The following is a 26,137-nucleotide window of genomic DNA, read 5'->3' on the forward strand; positions in this document are numbered from 1 at the left end:
AGCCACTTGGCATCCGTCACGGCGATTTCAATTCAATCCATCACTTCAAGCGGGTGGTTCGTCGGTGGCTGATCCGGCTTCGGAAGATCCGTATGCGAATGGGCTTTGCTGGCCGCCGAGCCGCTTACTCGCGGCGTCAACAAGCACGCTCGCACGCCACTATGCTTGACGAATCACGTCCAACGTTCGCCGGATATCTTCGGGTATCGGCGCTTCAAAGGTCATCCATTCACCGGATTGTGGATGGCGAAGTTTCAACCGACGGGCGTGCAAGGCCTGGCGGGTCATGACGACTGGGCTTCCCGCGACCGATCCTTTGCCTTCTAGCCAAGATTGCTCCGCAACGGCGTGTCCTGCGTACAGTCGGTCGCAAAGAATCGGGCAGCCGATGTGCGCCAGGTGAACGCGAATCTGGTGCGTACGACCTGTCTTGGGGAAGCATCGGACAACGGTAAATCGTCCGATTCGCTCTTCGACCTCGAAAAAGGTGTTGGCAGTTTTTGAAGTCGTGTGGTTTTCACGGATCGCCATTTTGTCCCGTTGATAGGGATGGCGACCGATCGGGGCATCGATCACGTCGCGGTCGCGATCCAACCGACCGATCGCGATCGCAAAGTATTCCTTTTCGACTTCACGATCATGCCATTGTTCGGCAAGTGCCATGTGAACCGCGTTGGTTTTGGCAACGACAATCACCCCACTGGTGTCGCGGTCGAGTCGATGGACTATGCCCGGTCGCGTCGGGCCGCCCACGTCGGACAGCGATTGAAAGCGATGCGCCAAAGCGCTCGTCAGCGTGCCTTTCCAGTTACCACGTGCCGGATGGACCACCATCCCCGGCGGCTTGTTCACAACGACGAAGCCGTCGTCTTCGTAGATCAGGTCAAGCGGAATGTTCTCCGGGACAACCTCGTCCGAAAATTCTTCGGGTAGTTGGAAGCGAATCTGTTGACCGGGACGCAAGCGAAAACTTGGCCGAATGACTTTGCCGTCGACCTCGGCTTGATCGTCTTGGACCGCTTGTCGAATTTGACTGCGGCTATAACCGTCGCAAGCGCCGGTTAAGAACAGGTCGATACGTTGACCGGCTGCGGATTCCGGGACAGTAAATTCACGGACGATTGGCGGATCGTCCAATGCTTCACCATCGGCATCGTCGTGGTGGTTAACCTGAGAATCGTCCATCGGGTGGAATGGACGTTGCGTTCGTCCGTCGTTGTGAATGTGTTATTGGAACAGATAAAAAAGCCGGTTCGATCAAGCGGGCAGGCAGGAACGTCGTCCTGCCAGTTCCCCTTAACTTCCCGGCGACTTCGAATTCGCAGGCGAACTACTCGTCCGACTTCGTTTCTTCGGCAGCGGTTTCTGGCTCAGCAGCAGTTTCCGGCTCAGAGGTGGTCTCTGGTTCCGCCACAGCTTCTGGCTCAGTTGTCGCTTCGCCATCTTCCGGCAGTTCAATTCCGCCGGTCAGTTCCATTTCCGACGCGTCGCCTTTGAGCGTGTCGAAGGTGCTTCCCATTTCGCTGTCCAAGTCCAGGTTGGGGAGATCCAAATCTGGAAGGTCTGGCAGGGTCGAAGCACCAGGCAATTCTGGTGGAAGCGACGGGTCTGCGGGGGCAAAGTTTTGATCGCCGAACCAAGCGAAGAAATCCTTCGCCGCGGAGCTTTTCAGCAGTGCGATTCGTTTTTCGGCAACTTCCACCATTTCCGGAGATTCATCGGCGGCAACGCAGGCTTCATACGCTGTGATTGCGTCATCGACTTGCCCGAGTGACTCGTAGGTAAGTGCCAACCCGTAGTTTGCACGTGAGACCAGCACGTTATCGCTAGAGCTAACACGCGCGTTAATAAATTCGTCTTTGGCTTGCGAAAGCAAGGTTTCTGCTTCAGCCTTGTCGCGGTACAGCGAATCGACACCTTGGACAAGGTTCTGATTGGCTTGGAAAAGCTGCGACCAAGCCGCCGCGGTCGTATCCGGGTACTGTGACGCGACCTCGGGATTGTTCATCAGCAATTGAAATGTGGCGTCGCTTCGCGTTGCCGTTTGCGAGCTGCTGTAGAACCCAAAGGCCAACATTGCCACCACGATCGCGATCACTCCGACGCCAATCAGCTTCGAATAGGGCTCGACCTTTTTGTAAAAACTGGCCAGCTGGTCGGCGACGATGTTATTGTCCAGCTCTTCCTGGCGGGTGTTCATAAATCTTTCGTGCGTGTTTGGCTGCGATAGTGGCGCATTTAATGCAAGCGGAGGAGTATACGAATGCCAAAATTGACTCGTCAATAGAACTCAATTTCGGTCTGAGTCGAATTGAGGGGCCCGGCGACGTCGATTTGAGCAGAAGTCAGAGCCTAGCTGACCGGTCGCTTTGCCCAAGCACGGCGGATCGTACGCGGAGAAACTTCATCAACGCCAACTGCTCCTGAGGTGAAATTCTACCGCATTACACGGGTTTCAGGACCGTTTCTGTGGCTACCTTGGTACCGCGTCGGACACAAACCAGTATCAAATTGATGTCTGTGAAAGGCGGACGCAGGCTGGCTGGCGCGTTCGGTGTGAATTCAAAGGCAACGTTTGATCGCCGATGCCCTTTTGTCACGCAGGTATTCGTGTGGTACGGTATTGGTCCATCGGCGGGGTTTTCGGGTGTTCCTATTGGGAGGGCCTCGGAAAGTTGATTCCCGCCTACGAGCGAGTGAGTGCCGATAACAAGATTGTTAATGATCCATTCAGCAGGATAGATCTTCTTCCAGAGAACCGAGGACTGGTGTAGCTCTGATGGCGTTGTCTTCCAATTCTTCCGCAAAGCAACGCGAGGCGGCAAGCTTCGACGCTGCGAATGATCCAGGGCGTGACGAAACCGCTCTCGATCGTCTTCGCGAATTGCAGTTGGAGTTGGAGCAAACACGCAGTGAAGCCGCTGCGGCACGACTGGACGCCCGTGCGGCCGAGCTGGAACGACGGATTCAGCGACTGGAACGAGAAGTCGCTGAAACACGCGGCATGGTCGAATCGAGAATTGTCGAATCGGCTCACGACCAATCGGTGCCCTTGCCCGCAACACCGCGGGGGCGGTCGGTTCGTCCGGCGACAACTTTTCAAAGCAAGATTCAGACAACAAATTCGCCAGTTAAACAGGACGGTCACGATTCAACGGCAGCGACGCAGCGACCGAATGAACGGATCGATGCGAGTCATCGATTGGGGGCTCGCGAATCGCACCGCGCGGTGGCGGCTCGAGCGGAAATTTCCGCACGGGTTGAGTCATCGACTTCGCTCGAAAGCTGGGATGACGTCGGGCGTCTCTTGCGGGCGGATCAACCAGCGGCTTCACCGGATACGGCCGACAAAGAATCGACAGTGACAACTGGTCTGTCAAAGTCGCAAAAGAAGAGCAAGCGATCCAAGTCTGAGCGATCGGAGTCGTCAACGACGAACAAGAAAAACGCCAGCAAGAACGCTATCGGTAAACCGTTGTCTGATCCGGCGCCGCAATGGGCGCTGAAGGAGACGGAGGTTGAGCCAAAGTCGATACGTCGTCGCATGCCGGCATGGCTGACGAGTCTGGCGGTCCATAGCGTATTGGTAGTTTTGTTAGCACTGATGTCGTTGTCCGCCACCGAGCCTCGTGATCAGGTCGCGATCGCGGCCTCGATGGCGCAAAGCGAGGTGTCTGAGATTGAAACGATCCAACTGGAGACGGAATCTGTTGAGACTGCCGAAACGGTTCCGGTGCCGACTGAGGTGCCTGACGATCTGAGCGAATTCGGAGAGCTTCCGGTGACCGAGTTGGTGAGTGATTTGCTTCCGAAGGTCGCTGCCCCTTTACCAGCCCTGTCCAACGCAATGTCGGCTGCGGAAATGGCAACCGCGATGAGTTCGGATTCGAGCGAAGCGATGGAGTTTTGTGGTATCCAAGGAGGTGGAAATCACTTTGTTTATTTGGTCGACAGCAGCAAGAGCATGGGAGATGGGTTCGCGCAAGCACGGCAGGAGCTGTTGCGTTCGATCGAACTGCTGACACCAAAACAGAAGTTCTATGTCATCTTTTTCGACGAAGAACCCGCGTACATGCGAATCAGCGATCCGAATGTTGATGAATCACGCAGCGTTTACGCAACGCCTGCGAACAAAGCCGCGTTGGGGCAATGGGCAATGTCGATATCAATGGACGGTGGGAAAGCGCCGTACGAGATTTTGCCGTTTGCGTTTGAGCTGCGTCCCGACGTGATCTTCTTGCTGTCCGATGGTGAGTTCCCCAAGCGAATCGAGCAGCAATTCAAGGATCTAAATCGCGTCGACAGTCTATTCGGCGACGATCAGCCGATCAGTTTGGTGCATACGATCGGCTATCACAGTCGGGCTGGAGAAAACGGCATGCGTCGGATCGCGACACAAGCCGGTGGCAACTACCGTTATGTACCCAAGCCCTAGGATGAGCGCACTGTGGTCCGTCTAGCTTATTGACTGGCGTTGCCGGTCAATCACGCTCGATCCATTGCGTGTGATCTTCGCCGACTTTGACGTTTTCGGTGATGAATTTGACAATGGATGGAATAACAGTCGATTGTCCGTTGACCAATGCGGCTCCTCCGAGTGGTTCACCGATCTCGCTGACCTCTAGGCCTTCGGCGGTTCGGTTTCCGCTGAATCGGCGTTTGTTGACTTCGAGAAGCTTTTGGATTCGATCGGTATCGGATTGTTCGCTGGAGCCTTTACCATAGATCAACATGGTTGGCAGCCGTCCGATATTGGGATCATTCAATGACTGGTCGATGGAAACGCCTTGGACTTGGCGTTTGGGGGAAATCATGACGAGTGCCTTGACGTCCTGACCCTGCTTGCGACTACCGACGCTAGGGTACATCCAATCGATGTGGGTCCAGTTGGTACCGATCACGCATCCTTCACGAATACCGATCACGACCAGCGCGTTGAGATTCAAGTTGCCGGCGTTGTTTTCTTCCTTGAAAAACTTCTTCGCGGTTTCCATATCGATTTGCGTGATCTCGTTAACCGAGCGTCGTCGCATGGTTTCGATTTTGAACTCCTGTTTTTCGCCGCGTTGATCAGTGTACTCACGAGACCCACCGTGTCCGCGGTAGTCAAAAGCCAGAACCGCGCAGCCAGCTCGCTGTAGGGTGACACACAACGGGCCGTAAGGAGCTTTCTGCCCTTTCCACTCGTGCACAATCAGGACCGGGATCGCGTCTTTGCCCTTGTTCGAACCGAAGTAAACGCCGCTCAGTTCGACGCCGTCTTTCGTCGCCAACTCCACCTTGCGTGGTTGGGGGATCGGAGTGGGTTTCTTGGTGGGGGGCTGGGCTTGTGCGTGGGCGGATGGCGTTCCGGTGGGGACGATCGTGCTTAGAATCCCAAGCGAAAAGCAGACGGCGATTCTCCGCAGAGAGTATCGTCGGTTGGAGAAGTACGACATTCGGTCAGCTCCTGAAGATTAGCGAAGGTGGGCAACCCGCGATTCCATGCAAGTTGTTGCAGTCTCACACTCTATTATGCACAAAAACCAATTCCATTGATGCCGTGACTGCGGCGCGGCGGCAGGTTTGTCTCGATCGGCCAGCAATCGAGCAGGGGGCAGAGAAAAGGTTCCAGTCGCTGCGAGCGTTAACGTCGTCACACCCTGTCAAAACTCGCAGCAACCTGACAGTTGAACTTAATTGCCAAGGATATCCAGAAAGGCTCGCATCCAGGCTGGGTGAGCGGGCCATGCGGGGGCGGTGACCAAGTGGCCGTGCGTGTGTGCGGAATCCATCGACCCAGCCGGTTCAATGTATTGCCCGCCACCGGCACCGACTTCGTATTGTACGGCGGGGTAGCAACTGCATTGTTTGCCGACCAGGACGCCAGCTGCGGCCAGGATTTGAGGGCCGTGGCAGATTGCGGCGATCGGCTTTTGTTCTTGATCGAACTGCTGGACGATCTCGATGACGCGAGCGTTCAACCGCAAGTATTCCGGTGCACGGCCGCCGGGCAAAACGAGTGCGTCATAGTCGGCAACATTGACCGAATCAAAGTCGGCGGTCACGGCAAAACGGTGGCCAGGCTTTTCACTATAGGTTTGGTGGCCTTCGAAATCGTGGATTGCTGTTGCGACCCAATCGCCTGCTTTCTTGTCCGGGCAGACACTGTCGACTTGGTGGCCCATCGTTTGCAGGATCTGTTTGGGGACCATCGCTTCGTAGTCCTCAACGAAGTCACCAACGATCATTAGGATCTTTTTCGTCATCAAGTCTTACCGTTCGTCTTTGGGAAAAATCGGCTCTTTAAACTGGAGTGACTCTAACGAGGACGTAGAGTGTCGCAGTTGAAATGTAGCTAGGGAGTGAATGAAGTGCGATACGCAACATTGTTGATCTTGTTTCTTGTCAGTACCGCAGTTGCCACGGCAAAATCACCCACCGGATGGAGCGGCATTGTGTTGCCCACAGGTGATTATCGCGAAGACATCAAGTCGATGCCGATTGAGACTCGACCCGGACGCTTTCTGCACGTGTATGGTAACACCGTCCGATTGTTCCATTATTCTGATTCGCCAATTCGGTCGCGTCCGATGCGGCAAATCTTCTTCGGGACGAACAGCTTGATGTCCGAAATGGCGCGGTAACGTCCGTCCACAAACGGCGTCGGCGAACAGAAAACAGAGTTTGCCCGGCAACGTCGATCTGGTCGGCGGCCGGTACAGACTGCTACAGCTTGCGAGCTTTTGCGCGACTTGCTTCGCGATAGCGTCCCGGCGTTTGTTTGACTTCACGCTTAAAGACGACGCTGAAGTATTCGGCGTGCTTGAATCCCGTCAGCCGCGAAATCTTGACCAAGCTCAACTCTGTGTCACGAAGCAACTGACAGGCGCGTTTGATTTGCACACGACGAATTTCTGCTTGCGGCGATCGGCCGAGGTACTGGCGGAAGCGTCGTTCCAGGCTGCTACGCGCGATCGGGACTTCTTTCAAGATCTCTGAGACGGTCAGGCCTTCGCAGGCACGAAAGCGGATCATTTGAATCGCCGCCGCGACATCTTCATCGTCGATTGCCAAGACATCCGTTGACAATCGTTCGGCGATACCGAGTGGTGGGATTCGCAGGTGCAAGTCCGCCGGCTTTTCGCCACGCATCAGCTGGTCCAGTAATAGAGCGGCTTGATAGCCGATTCGCTCTGCGGCCGGGATGATGCTGGACAACGGTGGGTCACAGAAGTCACAAAGGACATGGTCGTTGTCGACGCCAAGGACCGCGATTTCATCAGGCACCGAGACCTTCGCGGTTTGGCAGGCTTCGAGGATGTGTTGTCCGCGGAAGTCATTGCAGGCGAAGATCCCGATCGGTCGCGGCAAGTTGCGAACCCACTCGACGATTTGGTTCTGTTGTTCTTGCCAGCCTTCCTTTCGAGCCGTTGACCAGTCGGAAAGGTGCAAGTGAATGTTGTCTGCTGTCGCGATGCGGCGTTCGGATAAACACGCGCGGTACCCTTCATAACGAAGCTGTGACCAAAGATGGTCATCGAAGCCGGCGAATGCGAAATGTTCCAATCCCTTGTCGGCCAAGTGTGTTGCGGCAAGTCGTCCGACAGCACCGTGATCGTTCATCACCGATGGCAACGACGTTTCGTTGCGGATGTCGCCCAAGTTGATCGTCGGGACACCTGATTCTTGAACGTACTGCAACATCTCCGGCTGCAAGTCACGCGTGATGATGCCATCGCCATCCCAGGATTTCAGCCAAGCGGGTGGGCCGGCCATCAGATCACGAAGATCAAGTTGCACCGACCAAGGCTGTTTTTCGATTCGATACCGGCTGATCCCTTCAAGTACACCGCGGCCAAATGCCATCGTGGTTTCGACCAATAGCAACACTTTTGGACGAGACGTGTTCGATGCAGGCAAAGCAGGTTGGGCGGAAGCGTCGCCTGCGGTAGTCGGTGTGTTCATGATCGGCATCAGAATTGTGTCGCTTGTGCGCGCCATTGGTGGCAAACTGCATGCAATGCGAGGGAGAACATATCTTAGCGATAACGGTGATTCAATGATCTGGTTAGCGCGTCAGCTCAACTATATGGCTGATGAAAAGCGGCTCGTGCGAAAGAAATAGATCTTAGTCTTCGATTTTTTGCCATTCCGTTGCGTTGCCCCAGCGCCAAAGGGAGTTACAGGACCGTTGAATCATCGCACCACTCTTGTTGTGGGGGAGCGGCCCCTTGCGACGCTGTGGCGGGCTGCCGAAACTTGACGTCGCGCCATTTCTGACGTAACGTCAAACACGGCGCAGCGTCAAATTGGTGCCGCCGCAACATTAGGGGGCAGCTGATGAGCGATGGGCTAAGGTACGGTTCTGCAAGCACGAGTGCGACGAAATCTGGGGACGTTCCAGTCCCGGGAAGTACGCGGAGCTCAAACCGCACGCGGGCGGGGCGTGCTTCTCTTACGCCGAAGCAAGCCGAGATCCGCAATCGCGAGGCGGCAATCTTGCGAATTGCTCGTCCTCGTTTAGCGCGTGGTGGCTTAGCGGCGCTCAGTATGGAAGCGATCGCGAGAGAGATGTCCTATGCCAAGGGAACGATCTACAACCACTTTTCGTGCAAGGAAGAGATTCTGCTAGCGCTGGCGATCGGCGCAAACAACAAACGTCGCGAGCTATTCCTGACTGCGGTCGAGTCGATGTCGACTTCGCGAGACAAAATTGCGGCAATCGGGGTCGCGTGTCAGGACTTCCGGGTAAGGTTCGCGGATCTGTTTCAGATCGATGTGTTGGTGCGTCATTCGACTGTTTGGGAAAAGGTTTCCGAGCAACGCCGGGAGGCGATGGCATTGTGCGAACAACGCTGCATGGGGGTGGTGGTCAACGTCGGCATGGAAGCGGTTCGTCGGGGCGATCTGACGCTTCCCGATTCGCTTTGTATTGAAGACGTGATGTTTGGACTGTGGTCGTTAACCTACGGAGGAATGTTGATCGAGGGATCAAGCCCCGGATTGGATCGTCTGGGGATACACGACGGTTTCTCAGCGATTCGCCGAAACTGTCACGCGTTGATGGACGGGTACCAATGGAAGCCGCTCTATGACGCCGAGCACGACGAAATACTAATCCAAAAGGTTCGAAGTTTGTTACATCGGGAAGTCGGGCAGGAACTGAAGATCGAAAGCGAATCAGCAGTGGCGGACGGTCCGTCGAGTCGCGGGACGGTGGTCACCGTCGATCCACCAGACGCGATGGCGTCACAGTCACTGCAGGGGGCAAAGCAATGAGTGTTTTGAATCCGAAGCACGTTGAGCAAACGGCTGGCGACCAACGTACCGAAGCATCGATCAGCGTTACCGATCCAGTGACAGAAACCGTCGCCGAACACGTTATCGTTGATCAGCATCGTCAACGAAGCGATCACGCGAAAGCGGCAAAGCCATCCGGTGGCTTTTCGATGCTCGCCACATTGGTGGTCGGGCTGCTGTTGGTTGTCGGAGGGTTAGCGATTTGGCGTCCCGATGACGCCGCCATTTTGTTAGAGGCGGCCTTGGTGGAAAGCGGGATTTGGGGAACGGGTTCCCTGGACGATGGCTCTTCAGAACTCGTCGCCGATGAATCGCTGGCGTTTGGTTCAGGTCAAGCGGACGCGATTAGCAGTGCGCGTCCGCTGCCGGTGGAAGTTGTCTTGGCCGGATCGATCCCGCCGCCGGTGCTGTCGACCGGTTACACGGGGTTGCTTGTCCCTGTGAAGCGAAGTTTGCTGGGGTTCGAACGAGGCGGAAAAGTTACACAGATTGGCGTGCACGAAGGCGATTTTGTCCAACGTGGCGACCTGCTGGCCGTAATCGCGCAAGACGATCTCGATGCCACTCAGTCGCGAATCGAAAGCGAACTCGCTGCCGCGCGAGCAATCCTGGCCGAGTTGGTTGCCGGGCCGCGCGTTCAGGCGATCGAAGCGGCGAGTGCCGAAGTCAAAAAAGCGAAGGCTCGTGTCATGCTGGCCGAGGTCGAGGCGAATCGACAACTGAAACTCGCGAGTGGGTCGGCAACGAGTCGATCTGAACTCGATGCGGCGCGTTTCGGTCTCGATGCCGAACGCAGCCAGTTGGCGTCTGCTACCGCAACACTCGAAGAACTGACTGCGGGCACACGTGAGGAACAGATCGCCGCGCAGCGAGCGAGATGTGAAGTGATTCAGGCGAGTCTTGGCGAGATTCAGTCTCAGCGCAATCGCTCTCGGGTCGTTGCGCCGTTTGACGGTCAGGTGGCGGGGCGGATGGTTGACGAAGGCGAAGTGATCGCACCCGGTGCGGCGGTCTTGGAATTGATCAGCCACGCGCTGGAGGCACAGGTCGCATTGCCGCCTAGTGTCGCCGCGGGACTGCAACGTGGCGACAATGTGATTTTGCGATTGGGAGAACAATTGCGAACAGGCCGCATTGACCGTCGCGAGCCGACGGTTCGCAGAGACACTCGGACTCGAGTTGTGTTCGCGGAATTGGGAAGTCTTAAACAGGCGATTCCTGACCGCATCGACGCGATCGCGTCGGGACAAAATATCGAGCGATCGGGCGATGTCGGTTGGGTTGCGGGAGAAGTGATTGAGTTGATCCCGCCTCGAGATCCAACCCAGAGGCTCGAAAACGGAGTGTGGTTGCCGTCATCTGCATTGGTCCGAGGAGCGCACGGCTTATGGACGACGTTGGTCATTCCCGCCGAAGATTTGAACCGAAAAGCGATCCGTGTCGATGTCGATGTGTCTGCCGCCGATGGGAGCGGTGTGCCGCGCGAAGTCGAATTTGATCCGCCTCCGACGGGGATGGTCTGTGAACGCCGTGCGGTCGAGGTGCTGCAAACCGATGGCGTCTACGTTCTGGTTCAGGGCATGATCCGTGAAGGCGATGCGGTGTTATCACGCGGATTGCATCGTGTGACGGCCGGAACGAACGTTGAGCCGATTTTCCGTTCACGCGGTGAAGGTCCCGTCGCGGACGACATCGCGGAGGATTCGATGTGATCGGACGAGAGGATACTTTCGATTCGATGGCGACGCTGTTTTATCGGAAGCCACGTATTTTAACGCTCGTCGTCGGGCTGGTGATCGTGGCCGGGCTGACGTCGTTATCCGTTTTGCCCCGGATGGAGGATCCTTTAATCGGTCAACGCGCCGGCTTGGTTTCGACTCGCATGCTAGGTGCGGATGCGAAGAGGATCGAAGCGCTGGTGACCGAACCCCTCGAGGATCGGTTGCAAAAGGTTGAGGAGATAAAAAAGCTCACCAGCGAAAGTCGACCCGGGATTAGCACGATCCAAATCGAGCTGCGTGAAGATGTAATGGAGACCGATGAGGTCTGGAGTGACGTGCGCGCCAAAATCAGCGACGTCATTCCTGCGCTTCCTGATGAAGCGTTACGGCCGGTGTTCGACGAAATCGAAGTCCGCGCCTACGCGCTGATTGTCAACGTGTGCTGGGATTCGAATGAGGAGCCGTCGTGGGGTGTGTTGCGGCGGTTGGCGAAGCAATTGGAGGACGAATTGCAAGCCATCGGCGGAACCGAAGTGGTCGAACGGTTTGCCGATCCCGGCGAGCAGATCACGGTGGAGTTAGATCCGAATGCAATCGCCGACTTGCGGTTAGGTGCGAGCGAGATCGCTCAGGCCATCGGTCAATTCGATGCGAAAAACGCAGCCGGATTGATGCGCAGCGGCAGTCAAAACGTTGTGCTCGAAATGGCCAACCAATTTGACGATGTTAGTCGGATCGCTGAAGCCGTCATTCGGGTCGGAACCGATGGCGAAGTGATTCGGTTGGCCGACGTCGCAACACTTCATCGTGGTGCCGCCGACCCGTTGCCTCGAATGGCGATCGTCGACGGACGGCCCGCAGTTAGTTTGGGAGCGATGGTGCGCCGCGGCGAGCGACTCGATCGTTGGCGTCCCAAGGCGCAGCAGGCGATCGAAAGATTTCGCGAGAGTCTGCCCAGTGGTGTGTTGGTCGCGATTTCGCTCGATCAAAGCCGTTATGTGGATTCCCGACTCAGCACGCTTGCTGTGAACTTGATCATCGGTGCGGCCGCCGTGATGGCTGTTGTGTTTTTGTTGATGGGGTGGCGAAGTGCGGTGGTGGTTGCCGCTGCGCTTCCGTTGTCGATGCTGACCGTGTTGTTCGGGCTACGTGTGCTGGGCATACCCATTCACCAGATGTCGGTGACCGGTTTGATCATCGCGCTGGGGTTGTTGATTGACAACGCCATCGTCGCGGTCGATGAGGTCAATCGGTTGATACGCGAAGGGCACCGGCGGATCGACGCGGTTCGGCATACCGTTGGGCAGTTAACGGTTCCGTTGGTCGGGTCAACGATCACGACAGCTTTGGCGTTCGCGCCCATTGCGATCATGCCGGGCAACGCGGGGGAATTTGTCGGTTCGATTGCAGTCAGTGTGATTCTGGCGATTTCGGCGTCTTTATTTTTTGCCTTGACCGTGATCCCGGCACTCGCCGCGTATTTAATTCGCACGAATCCCGGGGCACATAACGGATTGGCTGACGACGGTTTTTCCAGCCGCCGGCTTGAGCAAGTTTATCGTTGGTGTTTGACTTGGTTGTTGGCGAGGCCAATCCGTGCGATCGGTTTCAGCTTGGTTTTGCCGATCACGGGATTCTTGTTGGCGCGAACGCTACCTGAGCAGTTCTTCCCGCCATCTGACCGCGATCAGTTTCATATCCAATTGGAACTGCCAGTCGATGCGTCGATCACATCGACCCGGAATGCCGCGGCGAAGTTGGATCAGTTGTTGAGCAAAATTGGGGCAGATCATATCAGTTGGTACTTTGGGGAAAGCGCCCCGATGTTTTACTACAACGTGATCAACAATCGTCGAGGCGTTCCAAACTTTGCGAACGCGATCGTGCAGTTGGATTCTTCGGTCGGAATGCGTCAGCGATTGCGGCAGTTGCAAATTCAAGCGGACCGTTTGGTCCCTGAGGCTCGCGTGTTGGTTCGCCAATTGGAGCAGGGCCCGCCGTTTGAGGCGCCAATCGAGATCCGCTTGTTCGGTCCAGACTTGGATCGCTTAGAGGAGCTTGGTGACGAAGTGCGGCACTTGTTGTCGTCGGCGACGGAGGTGATACACACCAAAGCACAACTCAATGAAACCTTGACGACAGTTTCGTTTGATGTACGAGCGTCAGACGCACGGCTAGCCGGTTTAGGAGCGAAGGATGTCTCTCGTCAGCTATTTGCACTGTTAGAAGGCGTTCAGGCCGGCACGGTTCTAGAGGACACCGAACAGGTTCCGGTCGTGGTGAAGGTCGGCGAGCAAGATCGCAATCGAGTTCAAGCAATCCACGCGTTAACCTTGGAAGGGCAAGGCGGTCGTCAAATCCCGGTGCAGAGCGTTGCGGATTTATCGTTCGAAAACGAAGTCGCGGTGATCCCGCGAATGAATCGACGAAGGATGAACTTGGTTTCTGGATTTGTAACCGCGGGCACTCTGCCTTCGGTTTCATTGGTCGAGTTCGAACAGACGTTAGCGGCGACAGGATTTCAGTTACCGCCGGGTTACACGATGGAGTACGGAGGCGAAACTTCACAGCGAGATGATGCGTTGGGAAACCTGATGGCGAACACTGGCGTGCTTGCCGTGTTGATGGTGGCATCGCAAGTGCTGTCGTTTGGGTCGTTCCGCTACGCCACGATTATCTTTGTGGTTGCGTTTTGTAGTTGTGGTTTAGGGATGGTGGGGCTGTGGTGCGGCGGGTTTCCGATTGGCTTTATGGCGATCATCGGTGTAATGGGGCTGATCGGGATTTCGATCAATGACTCGATTGTCGTCTTGGCGTCCCTGCAAAATGCTGCACCCCAATCAGCAGCGGGGCTCAAAAGTGTGATGCCCGTGAACGCGATTGTCGAAATCGTCGTCCGTTGTACCCGCCACGTCCTTGCGACTACGTTGACGACGATTGCCGGTTTCATGCCTTTGATTCTTGATGGCGGCGAGTTCTGGCCACCCCTGGCGGTAGCGATCGCAGGCGGCGTTGTCGGGGCGACTTTGTTGGCGCTCGTGTTTGTGCCGGCAACCTTTCAAATCGTTCAACGTCAAAAAGTGCGTTACCGACAAACTCGGCGTGTTGATGATCGCGATGTGCCACCGGAATTTACGTCAGTTGCGACGTCTTAATCCTTCGATCTGGCACCGCAATTGCACGCCAGACGGAGTTCCAGCCGATCGTGCGGAGACGCGAAAAGGTGTCGACCGAAAACCTTACGCGATCGGCCCGATTGGTGGTTGCACACAAAATGTCCGTAGCTCCTCGAACGCTTTGAAGTAGACCTGCGGGGTCGCGGCCTGTATTTTGCGTTCAAATGGCTGGCGATGCCGCGTCCTGCGTGCCGCCACTCAATGCCGCTCACCCGAGCTGGTGCGGATGTTGAAACGCCATTGAAGCATGATCCACAAGGCAAAAAGCCTATTTTCCTACGCCTACTCCTCGCTTTAAATCAGCATGCATACCCCCCAGCGTAAGAGCGGCCAGGCGGAACCGCCGTTGCTGGAACGCCGAACCGTCCTCGGCCTTTCGTGGTCGCTGGTGATTTTATTTTTGTTCTTTTTCATGATGCCGTTCGCATTTCGATCGGCTCGCTTGAGCTTGAAATCGAAAGAGAACGACGTCAAAGACTGGTTGCCCTCGGACTTCGTCGAAACGTCAGAGTTGGCTTGGTTTGCCAAGCACTTTGCTGGCGAGAGTTTCGTGATCGCAACTTGGCCGGGATGTACCGAAGACGATCAACGCTTGAAACTCTTGGCGTCAAAACTGCGGCGCGAAAGCAGTCAAGCGGATCCGGCAGAGCATATCGATGATCCAAAGCTTGCCGAAGATTATCGGCGTGCAAAAGAGTTTGGCGTTCAGTTGGGGCTGCTTCCCGCACCTCGCGAGCTTAACAATTGGGGTGGAAAGAACGAAAAGTGGTTGGTCACCGCGGAAGGAAAGTATTACTACATTACACCTGATGGCAGGCTCTTCCGTTGGGATGAAGCGTCTAACGGACCTGCGGCGCTTGGTCGCGAAGTCAAACGAGTCTTCAATCGGTTTGATTTAGCGGGCACTTTCGTCGCTGCCTTTGGTGGCGAAAGCGGAGACGACCACACGAACCCGTTTTACAACGACCCAACGCTCGTCTGTGCCCCGATGTTTCGGTCGGTCGAAACGGGGGTTTCGTTGGTCAAGGAGCTATCCAAAGAAGGCGGCCTTCTGTGGCCCGTCGATTTCACGGATCCCTCGCGCCGTCCTGTGATTGCACGTCGCCGCGCGATGGAGCGATTGACCGGTGCGCTGTTCGCGCCCGCTGTTCCTGAAGGCTTTGACTGGTCTGCCGACGCGTTTCGTGAAATGGTCCCCGAAGCCCGTCGCGACAAGGTTCCGGCTGAGTTTGCCACCCTGGTCGAAAAGACGCTCAACGAGTTTGCAGAGGCCAATCTCGGTGGTGACCTGAACGAGCTTGCTGACTCGGAGACGAACGTCCAGACAGATGCTTGGTACGCCGTCTTTGATGCGGCCGGTTTGGAGCCTCCCCCGCGGCAAACGTGTTTGCTGATCACCCTCACTGACACGGCGCAAGATAACCTCGCCTATGCACTCGGTCGTGGCGTACTGGGCGGACCGCGAGGACGTCTGTTGCAATTGGCGGAGGATTCCGGGGTCAAAGCCGCTTCACCGCCATCGGTTGCTCCGCCACCGTTTAATCGCCCCGAAGTCGAATCAGTTGCAGGTGCGCCTCCGCTGCGTCTAGGTGGGCCACCGGTCGACAACATTGCGATTGACGAAGAGGGAACCATCACGCTGGTGCGTCTGGTCGGTTACAGCGTGCTGGTCGGAGTGGTGCTTTCGTACTTGTGTTTCACCAGTGTCAAAATCACCATCATGGTGTTTGTGGTCGGCGGAGCGGCGGCCATGCTTTCGATGGCTTTCGTCGGCTGGACCGGCGGTCGTGTCGACGCCGTGTTAATGAGTATGCCCTCGTTGGTTTATGTGTTGGGGCTTTCTGGTGCCATTCACGTGGTCAACTATTACCGCGATGAAGTGCGCAGCGGTGGGCGAAGTGGAGCCGCCGGACGCGCGATCAAGCACGCGGCGTTCCCATGCATGTTGGCGGCGCTAACAACCGCGATCGGTCTCGGTTCGCTGTACACAAGTAATTTGGCACCGATCAGTAACTTTGGCTTCTATGCCGCGATTGGTGTGATCGCGACGTTGGCGATTCTGTTTACGTATCTGCCCGCCGCACTGCAGACGTTTGTGACCGAGTCGAAGACAAAAGCCCCCGTCAAGCAGACGGAGTCGGGCGAGTCCTGGTTGTCTGATCAATGGGCCGCCGCAGGACATTGGATCTGCAAGCGTCATTGGTGGGTGACGGCCGCATGCATGTTGGTTTTGGTGGCCGCCTCGCTCGGTTTGACCAAGATTAAAACGTCGGTGCAGTTGCTGAAACTGTTTGACGAGAACGCGCGGATCATTCGTGACTATGCGTGGCTAGAAAAGAATTTCGGCAAGCTGGTACCGATGGAGCTCGTCTTGCGAGTGCCGCCGTCGCACCAAGTCGCGACTGCACAATCCGCAGCCTCGGAGTCAACTGGTACCGCAAAAAGTGGCGTGTCGGGCGAAGAGGGCGACCCTTCCTCGGCCATCCCGTTGAATATCTTGGAACGCGTCGAGGCGGTTGCCCGGATTAACTTTGTCGTTCACCAAACGCTTGGGGAACCTGGCCTTGGCGTGGTCGGGTCGGCCACCGCCGTGAACACGTTCTTGAAGCCTCTTCCCGATGTGACCAACGGTTGGAATCCGGTTCGTGCCCAGTACGTCAGCGAACTGTCTGCAGGGCGAGACGAGCTGTTGTCCAATGACTATGTCCGCTTGGAGGAATACGGGCCACTTAAAGGCAGCGAGCTGTGGCGAATCAGTTTGCGCGTGAGTGCATTGTCGGACGTCGACTACGGTCAGTTCATCGAGACACTGAGGACTTCGGTTGAACCGGTCCTGCGTGCATACGACACTCGCGACGCGATTCTTGCCGCGATTGAAGCGGGTGAACTGAAGAATAAGAAAAAGCCTGTCGTCGTCATGATGGGGGCTGCAAAGCCGAAGCCGCTTCGCGAAACACAACTAATCGACAAGGCAAAAGGAAACGGCGGAACTGATTCGAAGCAGATCCTGACACACCAAATCTACTTGGCGGTACTTGAGGAACTGCTTCGTGGGGAGCGAATCCCCGAACCGCGTTGGATCGATCCCCATTCGACCGAGAAACCGATCGAAATCGGTGGCGAGTTGTGGGACAAGGTTGTCGGCATCTCTGATGTAATGGTTTGGGTCGGCGAAGAAAAGGCTCCGACGGAAAGCCTTGCCGCGGCGAAGTCGTTGGTCGACGGCGAAGCAATTTTCGAGAAGCCGATCACACACAGCTTGGTCGGGGAGCGGATACCAACAACGGAAGGGGCCGGAGCACTTGAGGTGATTTACACCGGTGTGGTTCCCGTGGTTTACAAAGCACAACGCACATTGTTGGGCAGCCTTGTCGAATCGATCACGATGGCGTTCGTGTTGATCGCACTGGTGATGGTTGTCTTGCTGAACCCCGGTTCCACTCCCGTACCGTTCCTGCGTGCAGGCAACATGGTTTCCGGAACGATGGCCGGAATCGTTTCGATGATTCCAAACATGTTCCCGGTGCTGTTGGTCTTCGGATTGATGGGGCACACCGGTCGATTGGTTGATATCGGTACGATGATGACTGCGTCCGTCGCGATGGGAGTTGCCGTCGACGACACGATCCATTTCCTGAGCTGGTTTAGATCGTTTTTGGACAAGGGCTACGATCGCCTGAAGGCGGTTGAAATGACCTATCGCCGCGTCGGGCCCGCGATGACGCAAACGACGATTGTCGGCGGATTGGGGTTATTTGTTTTTGCTTTGTCCACGTTCACGCCGACGCAACGGTTCGGAACGTTGATGCTGGTGTTGTTGGCCGCGGCATTGATTGGCGACTTGGTTCTGTTGCCTGCACTGTTGGCGGGACCGCTCGGACGGTTCTTCAAGCCTCGTGTGGGGGCCAAGTTGGTTGATGAACCCGAAGACATGATGCCACCACAGGATCCCGTTTCAGGGATGTCATCTCTTGATGAGGAGCCAATCGACAAGGACGCGCTTCCCCATCTAAAAATTCACGCCCCGAACATGCGTGCTGACCGGCCCCATCGAATGAAGGGCCGGTAGTGCTGCGGTAGCGGGGCGTTCGAGTCCGTTGCGTCCGGGGTTTCCGTCTCCCGACGCTGGCGGTGCTTCGCTTTCTTGCCAATTCGGTCTATAAATGTGCACATTGCGAAGGCGATGGTGCGCAGCTGGCGTCTCCGATCGCTTCGCCGAGAGTGTTCGCGTAGCCAAAACGAATTTGGGAGACACCGCTGTGAGCTTGGTCCATCGTGTTGAGCATCCACTGATCGAACACCACCTCTGCACGATTCGTGACAAGGAAACGCGGCCAAGCGAATTCCGGGCCGCAGTCCAGCGACTGTCGATGATTATCGGGGTTTACGCCACGCAAGACCTGTCCACCAAGCCGCGTTTGGTGAAGACGCCGATCTGCGATACCACCGGCGAGTGTTTGTCGGTGCACATCGGAATCGTGCCGATTCTTCGCGCCGGCCTTGGAATGGTTGACCCGATCTTGGAACTCCTTCCCGAAGCGGCGGTCTGGCATCTCGGGCTTTACCGCAACGAAGAAACCGCGGAACCGGTCGGCTACTACGACAAACTGCCACATGAAAACGCGCCCAATGTCGCTCTGGTTGTCGACCCGATGTTGGCGACCGGTGGAAGCATCGATTTGGTGATTCGACGTCTGCGGCAATGGGGTGTTAGCGAGATCCGCGTGCTGTCACTGATCGCGTCAAAGCCGGGGATCGACCGTGTGCAGCAAGACTTTCCCGACGTCAAAATCTATGTCGCCGCGATCGACCCCGAGTTGAATGAGCAGTCATACATCGTCCCCGGCTTGGGCGACGCGGGCGACCGGATTTTCGATACGCCGCAGCACGGTTAATCGAAATGGAACGATTCATCTGTTTGCTGGGAATTGTCGCTTTCATCGGGCTGGCATGGTTGGTCAGCAGCGATCGGAAACGTTTTCCAGTTCGTGTCGTCGTAGGCGGTTTGCTGCTGCAATTCGTGCTCGCGTTCTTGGTCCTACGCACCGATAGCGGGCGTTCCTTTTTTGCCTGGATTGGTGAAGCATTCACGCTTGTCATGGGCAGCGTGAACGCGGGTAGCGGGTTTCTGTTCTCGTCGCATCTGAGTGAATCGTTCAGCGAATCGATCGTGGCGACGTTCGCATTTGGCGTGCTGCCCACCGTGATTTTCTTTTCTTCACTGATGAGCATCCTGTATTACATCGGCGTGATGCAGTGGGTCGTCTATGCGCTCGCCTGGGTGATGCAGTTCACGTTAAAGACCAGCGGTCCGGAAACGCTTGCGGCAGCCGCCAATGTCTTTGTCGGTCACACCGAGGCCCCTTTGGTGGTGCGGCCTTACCTGCGGTCGATGACTCGCAGCGAGTTAAACGCGATGATGACCGGCGGCTTCGCTACAGTGACAGGTGGGCTGTTGGGCGCATACGCGGGGATGGGGATAGACGTGGCGCACTTGTTGACCGCGTCGGTGATTAGTGCTCCTGCGGCGCTACTGATCGCAAAAATCATGCAGCCCGAAGCTGCCGATGCGGTGGTCTCGACTGAACTGGCTTTTAAGCCCTCGGAACCGTCTAGGAATTCGGAGGCGTCGGGGAATTCGGAGACGTCTGGGGACGAACAGGTGCAAGCGGATGAAGAATTCGATTCCGCGCATGTCAATGTTGTGGGAGCCGCTGTCGCTGGCGCCAGCGACGGATTGAAACTTGCGCTGAACGTCGGTGCGATGCTGATCGCGTTTCTGGCAATCTTGAATCTGGTCGATGTCCTGCTCGCACAGCTCTGTTTTCAGTTTGATTGGACCGGTCTTGCCGGAGAACCGGTTTTGTCGCTCGGGATTATCCTGGGGTACGCCTGTTGGCCGATCGCGTGGTTGCTAGGGATTCCCGCGACAGAATGCATGGAGGCTGGCCGTTTGATTGGACTGAAGACTGTTGCGAACGAATTTATCGCCTATCAATCCTTGGGCGAAATGATGAAGGCTGAGGCACCGGTGATTTCGAATCGGACTGCCGTCATTCTGACCTACGCGCTCGCCGGATTTAGTAATTTTGGCGCGATCGGAATTCAGGTGGGGGGGATTGGCGGGCTCGAACCCTCGCGCCGCAAAGATCTCGCTCAACTGGGTTTGAGAGCGATGTTTGGCGGTTTGTTGGCGTGTTGTATGACCGGCGCGATCGCCGGATTGTTGCTCTAAAGTGGCGAAAACACTGGAACGGGATTACACTACCAGCCTACAAAACAGCCGGAATTTACGGGATTTACGCTCGAAACATTGCTTATCGAGAATGGCCCCATTCTCATTGGAAAACCAACGGTTGTATGTGAGAATAACACCATCAGAATGAACACTGATCCCCGCCTTTTGCGCCGCATCACTTTCCGGAATAACCAACCTCCAGTGCGGCCACTGCTCGACAAAATCTGCACCGAAATGAAGCATCGGTTTACGCTTACGATATCGATCGTTGCCGCCGGCCTGATCGGACAAAGTTCCGTCACACGAGCGGCTGAACCAACCATCGACTTTCAAAAACAGATCCAGCCAATCCTGGCTAAGAAATGTTTTTCTTGCCACGGCCCTGATGAAGCCGAGAGTAGCCTGAGTTTCGCGAGTCGCGAAGAGGCTTTCGCGGAGGTTGATTCAGGCGAGCACGCGATTGTGCCCGGCGACGTCGATGCCAGTGTCATGGTGACGCGCATGCGCACCGAAGACGAATGGGAACGCATGCCACCCGAAGGTGACCCGGTCAGCGAAGAGGACATCGCGCTGATCGAAGCCTGGATCAAAGAAGGCGCGCCTTGGCAGAAGCACTGGGCATTCGAACCGATGGTCCAGCCCGAAGTGCCAGAAGTTGCGGATGCCGAGTGGCAAAAGAATCCAATTGACGCATTCATCTACGATTCGGTCGCTGATGTCGGACTGAAGCCAAACGGCGAAGCCAACAAAACCGATCTGATCAAGCGGGTCTACTACGACTTGACCGGCTTGCCTCCGACGAAGAGCGATGTCGAAGCGTTCTTGGCGGACGAGTCGCCTGATGCACTGGCGAAGTTGACGGAAGAACTTCTCGCGTCGCCGCATTATGGCGAACGCTGGGGACGCCACTGGTTGGACTTGGTTCGCTTCGCAGAAACGAACAGCTTCGAACGCGATGGTCCCAAGGCCAACGCTTGGAAGTTCCGTGACTATGTGATTCGTTCGTTCAACGAAGACAAGCCATACGATCAGTTCATCCGTGAGCAACTTGCCGGTGACGAACTCGACGAAGTCACACCCGAGACGATGACCGCAACCGGTTACTATCGTTTGGGCATCTACGACGATGAACCGGCGGATCCGTTGCAAGCTCGGTTTGACGCACTGGACGACATCATCCTGACCACCGGCCAAGTGTTCCTCGGATTGACGATGAACTGTGCCCGTTGTCACGACCACAAGATCGACCCGATTCCGCAGACAGATTACTACGGGATGTTGTCGTTCTTCGAAGACCTCACACCGTTTGCCGAACGTGGCGATCTGTCGATCTACAGCCAAGTGGATGTCAGTTCGCAGGAGCTGAAAGACAGCTACGCAAAGAACGACGAAGCGCGACGAGAGTTGGAAAAACAGATCTACGACCTGGAGCAATCCGGGATCGTGAAAATGTCGGCACCCGATCAGCGCGCCACCGAAGGCTCGCGTCGTGACCGAAACCGAGTCTTGCGTGCGAACCTTCGCAAGCACCTCAGCGAAGCCGACTGGGACCAATACCAGTCGCTGCGAGAAGAATTGAAGGCGAATCAGGAAGCTCTCAAGCAACTGCCGCCTCGTGAATCCGTGATGGGCTTGGCCAAGTATCGCAAGATCGAAGAGCCAACCTACGTGTTGTTCCGAGGCAACCCACACTCGCCAAGCGATGAAGTCACGCCACGATTCCCGTCGCTGTTCGATCCCGAATCGCCTTCGCTGCCCGAGTTCGAACCGAGCACAGATCAGCCATCGGGCCGTCGCCGAGTCTTGGCAGATTGGATCGCAAGCACCGACAACATGTTAACCGCTCGCGTGATGGTGAACCGAATTTGGCAATTCCACTTCGGTCGTGGAATCGTCCGCAGCACTAACAACTTTGGCCAGCTTGGCACACCGCCAAGTCACCCTAAATTGCTTGACTACTTGGCAAACCGTTTTATGGAAGAGGGCTGGAGCGTCAAAGCGATGCACCGCCTGATCATGTCCAGCAAGGCATACCAAATGTCGACCGCTGGCAACAAAGAAGCGTTGGCCAAAGATCCCGACAACGAGTTGTTCTGGCGGTTCGATCCACGACGTTTGAGCGCCGAAGAAATCCGCGATTCGATTTTGGCGGCAACTGGCAAACTGAACCGCGACACCTATGGCCCAAGTATCTATCCGGAGCTGTCGCCCGAGGTGATGGCCGGACAATCCAAGCCAGGTGACGGTTGGGGCAATTCCAGCCGCGAGGAACAAAACCGCCGCAGCGTTTACATCTATGTCAAACGTTCGCTGTTGACTCCGATGTTGTCCGCATTCGACTTCCCCGATCCCGACCTGACTTGTGAAGCTCGCTTCATGACGCTGCAACCGGCACAGGCGTTGTCACTGTTAAACGGTGATTTCGCTGGCCAACAGGCGCGTAACTTGGCCGATTCGATCGGAGCGGAAAAATTGGAACGCCCTGACGTCGTTCGTGCGGTTGTTGAAAGAGTGCTGCTTCGTGATGCGACCGAACAAGATGTCGCCGACGGCGTGGCACTGATGGACAGCTTGGAAAGCAAGCATGGCCTGACGGAATCGGAGGCCAAGCGACTGTATTGCTTGAGCGTGCTGAACTGGAACGAATTTCTGTTCGTGGACTGAACTAGGAGTAACGACGATGAATAAACGAAACTTTTGCGGTCGCACACGACGGGAATTCTTGTGGCAATCGGGCGCCGGATTCGGTGCCGCGGCACTGACGTCGATGTTGACCCAAGACGGATTTTTGTCCGCAGCCGAAAGCCTGAACCCTCTGGCGGCCAAGCCACCGCACTTCGCACCGAAAGCGAAGAGCGTGATTTTCTTGTTCATGTATGGCGGCCCCAGCCATATCGATACCTTCGACTACAAGCCAAAGATGAAAGGCATGGACGGCAAGACCGTCGATGTCAAAACCTTCGGACGTGGTGGTCGCAAAGCCGGCGGTCGGATTGTCGAACCACGCTGGGATTTCAATCAATACGGTGAGTGTGGCAAGCATGTCAGCACACTGTTCCCCAACGTCGCCAAGCACGTCGATGATATCGCGTTCCTGCATTCGATGACGGCGGATTCGCCGATTCACGGGTCGGCGATGTTGATGATGAATAGCGGAAAGATCCTCTCGGGCAGCCCGGCGATGGGTTCCTGGGTCAACTACGGCCTGGGGTCTGTCAACGAAAACTTGCCCGGTTATGTCGTGATGTTGGATCCCAAAGCGGGCCCGATTAGCGGTGCGAAAAACTGGAGCAGCGGGTACATGCCGGCGACTTATGCCGGAACCGTTTTCCGCAGCAAAGGCGCACCGATTTTGAACTTGAACCGTCCTGCGGGCATGTCGCAAGCGGTCCAGCGCGAGATGATCGATTCGATCCAAGCGGCCAACGAGCGTCACTTGATTGGACGCCAAGACAACGACGATTTGGCGTCGCGAATCTCCAGTTACGAACTGGCTTACAAGATGCAATCGGCTGCTCCGGAAGCCGTTGACTTGGCCGACGAAGACGAACGCACGTTGTCGATGTATGGCATCGACCGCGAAGAGACGAATGACTTCGGCACCCGTTGCTTGATCGCGCGTCGATTGGTCGACCGTGGTGTGCGTTTCGTTCAGCTTTACAGCGGTGGCGCACACAACGACGACAACTGGGATGCGCACGGCGACTTGGAATTGAACCACAACCGCCACGCAGGCCGCACAGATTTGCCAATCGCAGGTCTGTTAGCCGACCTCAAGCAACGCGGAATGTTAGACGAAACGTTGGTCATTTGGGGTGGTGAATTCGGACGTCAACCGACGGCCGAGTACGCACAGGGCTCCGGACGTGACCACAACTCGTTCGGCTTCACCATGTGGATGGCTGGCGGCGGTATCAAAGGCGGCATGTCGTACGGCACGACTGATGAACTGGGTGCCGCGGCCGTTGAAAACCCGCTCGAAGTCAAGAACATGCATGCGACGACGCTGCAGTTGCTCGGCTTGGATCCAAATCATCTGTCGTACTTCTATGGCGGGTTGGATCAAAAGCTGGTTGGTGTCGAGCACGTCGAACCGATTCACGATATCATCGCGTAAGCGGGACCCCCAGATCCTGTTGCGGCCGGTTGGATTCCAACCGGCCGACATTCCTCCAGGCTGGCCGCATCATCTTCGTCATGGCCAGCATTCTCCTCTGGCTCACCCTCCTCAGGCTCACCGGCGAGATCATGCAGCAGACTTTGAAATTGATCGCGGCAACCGTTCTGTGCATCGGGGCGTTCGCCTCGCAAGCACTCGCGGCAAAGCCCAACGTCCTGATCGTCATGGCCGACGATTGCACGCACAATGACCTGCCGATGTACGGTGGTGAAAATGCGAAGACGCCAAACCTGGATCGTCTTGCCTCGGAAGGTTTGGTCTTTGACCGTGCCTACCTAGCAGAAGCGATTTGCCAGCCCTGCCGTGCAGAGCTTTATTCGGGGCTTTATCCGATGAGCAACGGTTGTGCTTGGAATCATTCGGCAAGTCGTCCCGACATCCAAAGCATGCCGCACTACTTGGGCGCCGAGGGCTATCGAGTCGGAATCGCTGGCAAGGTTCACGTCCAGCCCAAGCAATCGTTTCCTTTCGAAGCCGTCGACGGTTTCGACGACAACTGCGTTCGCGACCCGACTAAGCCGCACCAATTGAACTCGGTCAAAGAGTTCATGTCGCGCGACGGCGGACCGTTCTGTTTGGTCGTCGCCTTGGTCGAACCGCACGTGCCTTGGGTGATGGGCGATGCGAGTGCTTACCCGCCTCGATCGATCAAATTGCCACCGAATATCGGTGACACTCCCGAGACACGACGTGCTTTCGGTCGCTACTTGGCCGAGATCACTTACATGGATTCGCAGGTCGGTCAGATTCTAGAGACGCTGGAAAGCACCGGCCACGCCGAGGACACACTCGTTCTGTTTACGTCCGAGCAGGGATCACAGTTTCCCGGCAATAAATGGACGAATTACAACACCGGTGTTCACACCGCGTTGGTCGCTCGCATGCCCAATGTCGTGCCATCTGGCAAACGCACTGACGCGCTCGTCCAGTACGCCGACGTGTTGCCAACGATCATGGAAATGGCATCGTTGTCGTATGAACGCGATTGGTTCGATGGCGAAAGCTTTGCGGATGTTCTGAAAGGCAAATCGGATCAGCATCGCGAATTCGTGTATGGGACGCATAACAATGTCCCCGAAGGTCCCTCGTACCCAATTCGATCGATCGGTGATGGCCAGTACCACTACATCCGCAACTTGACCAACGAAAACCTCTACATCGAGAAACACTTGATGGGGGTCAAAGGCGACGGCAAGCTGAACAACTTGTATTGGCAAACTTGGGTGTTCGATTCGTTTGACAAGCCAGAGGTCTATCGCCTGGTTCAACGGTACACGCTCCGTCCGGCCGAAGAACTCTACGATTTGGAAAACGATCCTTATGAGTTGAACAATTTGGCCGGCAGCCAGAGTGTTGCCGAAGTCCAGCAGCGTTTGTCAGGTGAACTGGATCGGTGGCTCGAATTGCAAAACGATCCGGGAGCAGAACAAGACACCGTCGAATCGCTGCGGGCAGCTCGTCAAGGCAAACATCGGTTCGGTCCAGCAGCCGACTGACGGAGGGGATAGAATGGCGGGTGCAAATTCTTCCTTTGCTCCCT

General features: G+C 56.2%; 17 protein-coding genes. 11 read left to right on the top strand and 6 right to left on the bottom strand.

The features are described 5' to 3' along the window. Positions 1-159 precede the first annotated feature (159 nt). Both CGZ80_RS19500 and CGZ80_RS28335 read right to left on the bottom strand, forming a co-directional pair. Complete coding sequence (locus tag CGZ80_RS19500) at positions 160-1,122, bottom strand: RluA family pseudouridine synthase (RefSeq protein ID WP_315851425.1); 963 nt, start codon at positions 1,120-1,122, stop codon at positions 160-162. 208 nt (positions 1,123-1,330) lie between these two features. After that, positions 1,331-2,200 (bottom strand): tetratricopeptide repeat protein, encoded by an 870-nt coding sequence (locus CGZ80_RS28335; RefSeq protein WP_094417358.1) that lies wholly within the window; start codon positions 2,198-2,200, stop codon positions 1,331-1,333. Between the two features lie 579 nt (positions 2,201-2,779). Here CGZ80_RS28335 and CGZ80_RS19510 point away from each other — a divergent pair. Continuing rightward, the gene (locus tag CGZ80_RS19510) at positions 2,780-4,435 is read left to right on the top strand and encodes a hypothetical protein (protein WP_094417359.1); all 1,656 of its coding nucleotides are present in this window, start codon (positions 2,780-2,782) and stop codon (positions 4,433-4,435) included. A gap of 46 nt (positions 4,436-4,481) precedes the next feature. Here CGZ80_RS19510 and CGZ80_RS19515 read toward each other — a convergent pair whose 3' ends face one another. Then, on the bottom strand, positions 4,482-5,438 hold the full coding sequence (locus tag CGZ80_RS19515) for an alpha/beta hydrolase (RefSeq protein WP_143544041.1): 957 nt from the start codon (positions 5,436-5,438) through the stop codon (positions 4,482-4,484). 237 nt (positions 5,439-5,675) lie between these two features. Beyond that, a complete protein-coding gene (locus CGZ80_RS19520) occupies positions 5,676-6,248 on the bottom strand; it encodes a DJ-1/PfpI family protein (RefSeq protein ID WP_094417361.1) in 573 nt (190 codons plus the stop codon). Between the two features lie 105 nt (positions 6,249-6,353). Here CGZ80_RS19520 and CGZ80_RS19525 point away from each other — a divergent pair, with 105 nt between their 5' ends. Beyond that, positions 6,354-6,626: a hypothetical protein gene (locus CGZ80_RS19525; RefSeq protein WP_094417362.1), complete on the top strand. Its 273-nt coding sequence runs from the start codon at positions 6,354-6,356 to the stop codon at positions 6,624-6,626. Between the two features lie 82 nt (positions 6,627-6,708). Here the strand turns inward: CGZ80_RS19525 and CGZ80_RS19530 are convergent, their stop codons facing one another. After that, positions 6,709-7,947 (bottom strand): XylR family transcriptional regulator, encoded by a 1,239-nt coding sequence (locus CGZ80_RS19530; protein ID WP_094417490.1) that lies wholly within the window; start codon positions 7,945-7,947, stop codon positions 6,709-6,711. A 534-nt stretch (positions 7,948-8,481) separates the two neighbouring features. On the opposite strand from CGZ80_RS19530, the gene CGZ80_RS19535 reads away from it, so the two are divergent. The 6 genes from CGZ80_RS19535 to CGZ80_RS19560 all read left to right on the top strand — a co-directional run bounded on the left by CGZ80_RS19535 (position 8,482) and on the right by CGZ80_RS19560 (position 20,414). Continuing rightward, positions 8,482-9,261 carry a TetR/AcrR family transcriptional regulator gene (locus CGZ80_RS19535; protein WP_158222781.1) on the top strand — a complete coding sequence of 260 codons (780 nt, stop codon included), beginning with the start codon at positions 8,482-8,484 and terminating at the stop codon, positions 9,259-9,261. Beyond that, complete coding sequence (locus tag CGZ80_RS19540) at positions 9,258-10,994, top strand: HlyD family secretion protein (protein WP_094417364.1); 1,737 nt, start codon at positions 9,258-9,260, stop codon at positions 10,992-10,994. The genes CGZ80_RS19535 and CGZ80_RS19540 overlap by 4 nt, the downstream gene beginning before the upstream one ends. Next, positions 10,991-14,158, top strand: coding sequence for an efflux RND transporter permease subunit (locus tag CGZ80_RS19545; protein ID WP_094417365.1), 3,168 nt, complete (start codon positions 10,991-10,993; stop codon positions 14,156-14,158). Before CGZ80_RS19540 ends, CGZ80_RS19545 begins: the two co-directional genes overlap by 4 nt. Before the next feature lie 325 nt (positions 14,159-14,483). Then, entirely contained in the window at positions 14,484-18,248 is a 3,765-nt protein-coding gene (locus tag CGZ80_RS19550; RefSeq protein ID WP_094417366.1) for an efflux RND transporter permease subunit, read from the top strand. 190 nt (positions 18,249-18,438) lie between these two features. Then, positions 18,439-19,074 carry a uracil phosphoribosyltransferase gene (gene upp / locus CGZ80_RS19555; protein ID WP_094417367.1) on the top strand — a complete coding sequence of 212 codons (636 nt, stop codon included), beginning with the start codon at positions 18,439-18,441 and terminating at the stop codon, positions 19,072-19,074. Between the two features lie 5 nt (positions 19,075-19,079). Next, positions 19,080-20,414 (top strand): NupC/NupG family nucleoside CNT transporter, encoded by a 1,335-nt coding sequence (locus CGZ80_RS19560; RefSeq protein ID WP_094417368.1) that lies wholly within the window; start codon positions 19,080-19,082, stop codon positions 20,412-20,414. A gap of 24 nt (positions 20,415-20,438) precedes the next feature. On the opposite strand, the gene CGZ80_RS28755 is transcribed toward CGZ80_RS19560, so the two are convergent. After that, positions 20,439-20,795: a hypothetical protein gene (locus tag CGZ80_RS28755; protein WP_233148545.1), complete on the bottom strand. Its 357-nt coding sequence runs from the start codon at positions 20,793-20,795 to the stop codon at positions 20,439-20,441. Between CGZ80_RS28755 and CGZ80_RS19565 the strand changes: the two genes are divergently transcribed. The 3 genes from CGZ80_RS19565 to CGZ80_RS19575 all read left to right on the top strand — a co-directional run bounded on the left by CGZ80_RS19565 (position 20,739) and on the right by CGZ80_RS19575 (position 26,093). Further along, positions 20,739-23,081 (top strand): PSD1 and planctomycete cytochrome C domain-containing protein, encoded by a 2,343-nt coding sequence (locus CGZ80_RS19565; RefSeq protein WP_233148544.1) that lies wholly within the window; start codon positions 20,739-20,741, stop codon positions 23,079-23,081. The two genes, CGZ80_RS28755 and CGZ80_RS19565, sit on opposite strands and share 57 nt — an antisense overlap. Positions 23,082-23,097: 16 nt before the next feature. Then, entirely contained in the window at positions 23,098-24,534 is a 1,437-nt protein-coding gene (locus CGZ80_RS19570) for a DUF1501 domain-containing protein (protein ID WP_094417369.1), read from the top strand. An 80-nt stretch (positions 24,535-24,614) separates the two neighbouring features. Beyond that, positions 24,615-26,093 carry a sulfatase gene (locus tag CGZ80_RS19575; RefSeq protein WP_233148535.1) on the top strand — a complete coding sequence of 493 codons (1,479 nt, stop codon included), beginning with the start codon at positions 24,615-24,617 and terminating at the stop codon, positions 26,091-26,093. Positions 26,094-26,137: the final 44 nt, after the last annotated feature.

Source organism: Rhodopirellula sp. MGV, from assembly GCF_002251265.1.
GTDB lineage: Bacteria > Planctomycetota > Planctomycetia > Pirellulales > Pirellulaceae > Stieleria > Stieleria baltica_A.